General features: G+C 76.4%; 6 protein-coding genes. 2 read left to right on the top strand and 4 right to left on the bottom strand.

Going from position 1 to position 5,342, the window contains the following annotated elements; translation table 11 throughout:
• Positions 1-198: 198 nt before the first annotated feature.
• On the top strand, positions 199-939 hold the full coding sequence (locus tag AB0G14_RS34525; RefSeq protein ID WP_350712284.1) for a MerR family transcriptional regulator: 741 nt from the start codon (positions 199-201) through the stop codon (positions 937-939).
• Between the two features lies 1 nt (position 940).
• On the opposite strand, the gene AB0G14_RS34520 is transcribed toward AB0G14_RS34525, so the two are convergent.
• The 4 genes from AB0G14_RS34520 to AB0G14_RS34505 all read right to left on the bottom strand — a co-directional run bounded on the left by AB0G14_RS34520 (position 941) and on the right by AB0G14_RS34505 (position 3,641).
• On the bottom strand, positions 941-1,669 hold the full coding sequence (locus AB0G14_RS34520) for a methyltransferase domain-containing protein (RefSeq protein ID WP_357704809.1): 729 nt from the start codon (positions 1,667-1,669) through the stop codon (positions 941-943).
• Between the two features lie 145 nt (positions 1,670-1,814).
• Positions 1,815-2,426, bottom strand: coding sequence for an NAD(P)H-dependent oxidoreductase (locus AB0G14_RS34515; protein ID WP_357704807.1), 612 nt, complete (start codon positions 2,424-2,426; stop codon positions 1,815-1,817).
• Positions 2,427-2,523: 97 nt separating this feature from the next.
• A complete protein-coding gene (locus AB0G14_RS34510) occupies positions 2,524-3,312 on the bottom strand; it encodes a YwiC-like family protein (protein WP_357704805.1) in 789 nt (262 codons plus the stop codon).
• On the bottom strand, positions 3,309-3,641 hold the full coding sequence (locus AB0G14_RS34505; RefSeq protein ID WP_357704803.1) for a cupin domain-containing protein: 333 nt from the start codon (positions 3,639-3,641) through the stop codon (positions 3,309-3,311). The genes AB0G14_RS34510 and AB0G14_RS34505 overlap by 4 nt, the downstream gene beginning before the upstream one ends.
• Positions 3,642-3,912: 271 nt before the next feature.
• Between AB0G14_RS34505 and AB0G14_RS34500 the strand changes: the two genes are divergently transcribed.
• A complete protein-coding gene (locus AB0G14_RS34500; protein ID WP_357704801.1) occupies positions 3,913-5,187 on the top strand; it encodes a D-alanyl-D-alanine carboxypeptidase in 1,275 nt (424 codons plus the stop codon).
• Positions 5,188-5,342: the final 155 nt, after the last annotated feature.

Genomic DNA, 5,342 nt, shown 5'->3' with positions numbered 1-5,342 from the left:
GCTTCTTCGGACCCTGCGGCCTGCGATCCCCACGGATCTCGAACACTGCAACCCCTGATCACGTCAGGCGTTGCAACGATCCCTAGAACCCGAGCTGCCGAGTAGACAGGAAGGGGCCCTTCCGGGCACCCCCCGGCGGCGTCGATCGCCGGGGCGGGCACGAAATTCCGGCCAGTGGGTGGGCGGTACGGTGGCCCGGTGGTGACCGCGCGGAAGGGCAGTGGCCGGCTGCGGGCCGTGGACCTCGCCGCGACCGCCGGGATCTCCGTCCAGCAGGTCCGCAACTACGTCGACCTGGGCGTGCTGCCACCGGTCGAACGCACCCCCGCCGGCTACCGCATCTTCACCGCCGACCACCTCCGGGCGCTGGCCGTGGCCCGCCGGATGGCCGAGGGCCACGGCTGGGCGCGTACCCGGGAGATCATGGCCGCCGTACACCGGGGCGACCTGGCGGCGGCGCTGGCGGCGCTCGACGGGGGCCACGCCGAGCTGGACCGCGAGCGGGCGGACATCCGGCGGGTGCTCGGCGCGTTCGAGACCGTGGTGACCAGCCCGCCGGCGACCCTGCCGGCGCCGCGGCGCGGGGTGCGCATCGGCGCGGTCGCCGACCTGGTCGGGGTCCGCACCTCCCAGCTACGGCTGTGGGAGCAACGCGGCCTGGTCCGGCCGGTCCGCGAGCGCGGCACCGGCTACCGGGTGTACGACCAGGCCGAACTGCGTGCCGCGCAGGTCGTCGCGCTGCTGCGCCGGGGCGCGTACCCGTTCGACATCATCGCGGCCGTCCTCGACGAGATGCGCACGACCGGCAGCGCCCAACGGGTCCACGCGGAGTTGGCCCGGCGGGAGCAGGAGCTGCACCGGCGCAGCCTGCGGCGGCTGCGCGCCTCGGCGGCGCTGTACGACTACCTGCGGCACCGCGACCCGACCCTGCCGGCCTGACTCAGCGCAGCACCAGCAGGTCGAGGTGGTCGACGACCGGGCCGGTCGCCTCGCGGGCGGCGGCCCGCAGTCGCGCCAGGCCGCCGGCATACTCCTCGTCGGTGATCAACTGGAGTGGGGTGTGGGCCCGGCGGTCGAGGCGCTCGGCGAGTTCCGCCAGCGACGCGGCGGTGGTCTGCGCGACCGGCTCGACGCTGCTCACGGTGAACCCGGCCGTCGCGAACGCCGAGCGTACCCGCGCGAGGTCCGGGTAGCGCCGCAGTACCCGGACCGCCTCGGGAAACCAGTGGAACAGGGCGATCCGCTGATGCCGGCCGGGGAACGGCGAGCGGATCAGCACGGGCGCGCCCGGCCGGAGCACCCGGCGCAGTTCGCGGGCCGCCGCGTCCAGGTCGGCGACGTGATGGATCATCGTGGACAGCCACGCGGCGTCCATCGTGGAGTCCCGCAGCGGCAGCGCGAGGGCGTCGCGGGCGAGCAGCGGCCGATGGGCGGCGCGGGATCGCATCGCGCCGGCGGGCTCCACGCCCACCACCCGGACGCCGAACCAGTCGGTGAGGGCGCTGGCCCACGCCCCCGTGCCGGCGCCGAGGTCGAGTACGGTCGTCCCGGCGCGGGACCGCAGGTGCTGCCCCACCGCGTGCCGCCACCGGTCCAGCCCGCTGCGCGGCAGCTCCCGGGTGGCGGCGAAGGCGGCCGCGTCGGTGTCGTCGTAGGAGATCAGAGCCACGGCCATCACCTCGCCACCGTCGCCGGAACGTCCGGGCGATCGTGATCCGGTTCTAGTCGGTGGGGACGCCGCAGGCAACGGCTTGTGAGACAACCGACGCGGTGTTGTCCGGCCGGCCGGCCGGGGCCCTGGCCATGACCTGCGGTCAGCCGGACGCGCGGCCCGCGACCCGCTCGTCCCGTGTCTCGCCGAGCGCCGTCGAGGCGAAGAAGGCGTCCGCGGCGCGGAGGGCGGTCGCGTCGTCGAGCACGTCGCCGGGGCGGTCGGCGTGGCCGAGCAGCGCACCGCCCCATCGCATGCCGAGGTAGTCGGCGCTCATCCACAGGCTGTTCACCATCGGGTCCGCCTTGGCCGGGTCCTCGTCGCTGAGGGCGCTGATCGCCCACATCGTGCGGCCGCGCATACGGGGCCGGAAATCTACGCCGGGCAGCCGCAGCCAGGTCGACCAGTGGTCGAGGTAGAGCTTGGTGGGGGCGCTGACGCTGTACCAGTAGACCGGCGAGGCGATCACCAGGTCGGTCGCGGCGAGGGTCTCCGTCAGCAGCAGCGCCTCGTTGCCGGACGGCGGGGGAGGGAACTGACCGTGGCGGATGTCGTGGAACGGCGCCAGCGGATGGTCGGCCAGGCGGAGCCAGCGCTGCTCGACACCGGCCGGCAGCGCGGCTGCCGCGCGTCGGGCCAGGAGTTCGGTGTTGCCACCGGGGCGTGAACTACCCAGAAGGAAGAGGAAGCGCCTGCCCACACCGTCGATGTCCATCCGGTCGAATGTACCCACCCGGCGGCCGTGCGGAAATCGGCGGATCGCGGACGCTTGTCGCCCTGCCGCCGCACGACCAACCGGCCCGGTACCCGGTTCAGAAGGTCACCGCCGCCAGCACCAGCAGGGTGAACGCCGTCTCGACCAGCCCCACCCGCTTCGGCGTGAGCCGGCGCCCGGGCAGCGCGACGGCCCGGGCCAGCAGCGCCGCGAAGACCAGGGCGACCGGCGTCGGCGCCCAGAGCGCCGCGGCGAGCGCGGCGACGGCGTGGTACGCCCAGGACGCCCACCGGTACCGACCGCTGTCCCGCTCCCGGATCATCGTCTTGACGAACAGGATCGTGCCGACGAGGTAGCCGAGCGCCACCACCGTCGCGCCGGCCACCCGGGCCGGCGGCACCCCGGCGACCGTGGCGACGACGAACCCGAGCAGCCCGCACTGCGCCACGAAGGCGAGGTCGTTGACGAGTGCCCGGTCCCGGCGCCGGTGCGCGTAGCCGGCGTTGACGGCGGCCAGGACGCCGTAGAGCGGCGCGTACGCGAGGACCGCCGGCCGGGCCGCCAGCACCGGCGCGGCGCAGAGCACGGTGGCGACGCCGTACGCGGCCAGCTGCGGGCGTACCCGCCGGAACCGGCCGGTCTTGACCGCCTGCAACCCGAAGTACGACAGCGGGTAGGCGGCGAGCACCGCCCCGAGCAGAGGCAGGTGCAGCGGGTGCGGGCCGGTGACGGTCACCGCCGCCAGGAACGGCAGCAGCAGCATCGCCCAGGCGCCGTGCTGCGGCGGCAGCCAGCCGGGCGACCGGCCCCCGGTCCGCGCGTGGCCGGTGGTGGTCGCCGTGGGCGGCCCGGCCGGGCGGCGACGGCGGGCGGGGACGGCGGTCACGGGCGTGGCGTCACGGTGAGCAGGACGGCGGCGTCCGTCACGGCGTGCAGCGCGTGCCGCCGCGGCGGGACGACCACCAGGTCGCCGGCGTGGCCCTCCCAGGACTCGTCGCCGGCCACCAGGCGTACCTGCCCCCGAAGCACCTGCAGCGTCGCCTCGCCCGGGCTGTCGTGCTCGTCGAGCGAGCGGCCGCCCCGGAGCGCGAGCAGGGTCTGCCGCAGCCGGCGTTCCCGGCCGCGGTGCAGGTTGTGGGCGCTGCGTCCGCTGTCGGCCTCCCGGGCGGCGGCGAGCTGTTCGTCGGCGAGGCGGGTCAGCGAGTGGCCTTCCATCGTGCGTCCTTCCGAGTGGGGTGGCGCGCCGGTGTGCGGGGCGGGGCAGTCCGTGCGGCGGCGACCGTCGCGCAAACCGGAGGATCGTCTACCGCTTTCAGTTTCCAGCTTCCGTGCCGGGCCCGCCCGGCGGCAGGGCCGATGGTCCCGGAATCCGGGCCGCCCGGGTCGCCCGCGCCGGCGGACCCCTCCGTTCTCCGCCGCCACGCCGGCCACCGGAGCATCGGGAAGCCGGCCCACGCCCCGGATCGTGCCGACTAGGGTGCGGGGCATGAACGTTCGGCTGCTGGCGGCCACGGCGACCGCCGTCGTCTTCGCCGCCGGCGTGCCCGCCCCGGCGGCGGCCGCCCCGACCGCTCGTACCGCCGCCGCGACGGGCCTGTCCGGCGCGGTGCCGCCGACGCCGTGCCCGAAAGCGCCCGCGCCGGCGGTGTCCCGGCCGCCGCGCCCGTCGCCGCCGCCGGCCGTGCCCGAGGAACGGGCCGTGGGCGGGCCGGCGCTGGCCACCGCCGGCCTGGTCGTCCCCGCGGGGGTGCCGCCACCGCCGGCGGTCACCGCGACCTCGTGGCTGGTGGCCGACCTGGACACCGGCCAGGTGCTGGGCGGCTGCGGCCCACACGAGTACGGCACCCCCGCCAGCGTGCAGAAGCTGCTGCTGGCCGCCACCATGCTGCCCCGGCTCGACCCGAAACAGGTCGTCACCGTCACCGACGGCGACATGGACATCGAGCCGGGCTCCTCCGCCGTCGGGCTCGTCGCCGGCGGGCGCTACCGGATCGAGACCGTCTGGCTCGGGCTGCTGCTGCAGTCCGGCAACGAGGCGGCCAACCTGCTGGCCCGCCTCGGCGGCGGCCCGGACGGGATGGCCGGCGGCGTACGGGCGATGAACGAGGAGGCGCACCGGCTCGGCGCCCTGCAGACCCACGCGGTCACCCCGTCCGGCCTCGACGGGAAGGGCCAGTTCACCAGCGCGTACGACCTGGCGCTCATCGCCCGGGCCTGCTTCGCCGACCCCACCTTCCGCCGGTACGCGCTGACCGAGACCCACCGCATTCCCGCCCAGCCGGCGCAGCGGACCAAGGGCTTCGAGATCCAGAACGAAAACCAGCTCATCTACCGCTACCCCGGGGCGCTCGGCGGCAAGACCGGCTTCACCGACCTGGCCCGGCACACCTACGTCGGGGCGGCCCACCGGGGCGGCCGCCGGCTGGTCGTCACGCTGCTCGGCGCCGAACCGCGGCCCGCGCGGGGCTGGGAGCAGGGCGCCGCGCTGCTCGACTGGGGCTTCTCGCTGCCCCGCGACTCCGCCGTCGGCCGGCTCGTCGAGCCGGGGGAGCTGGCCGCCTCGGCAGCCGCCACGCCGCCCGCGCTCGCCGCCACCGGCGAACCTCGTCCGGCCGCGGCCAGCGGCCCGCTGGAGGACGGGCTGCTCGGACGGTGGCCCGCGGCCGCGCTCGCGGTGGCCGTGCTCGGGCTGGCGGCGGTGGCGCTGCTCTGGCGGCGCCGGGCGGGGCGGCGCCGGGCGGGGCGGCGCCGGACACCGTGACCGCGGGCCGGGCGGCGAGGCGGCCACCGGCCGGGGGCCGCGCCGGGCCCCCGTGCGCGGTGAGCGCGTTGACCCCGTTGCCGAGCAGGATGACGCCGAGCAGGATCCGGGTCAGGCTGCGCTCCAGCAGCAGGGTGACCCCGCAACCGACCAGC

The sequence above is a fragment of the Micromonospora sp. NPDC023814 genome (assembly GCF_040639595.1).
Lineage (GTDB): Bacteria > Actinomycetota > Actinomycetes > Mycobacteriales > Micromonosporaceae > Micromonospora.
This window is presented reverse-complemented; position numbering and strand designations above follow the sequence as displayed.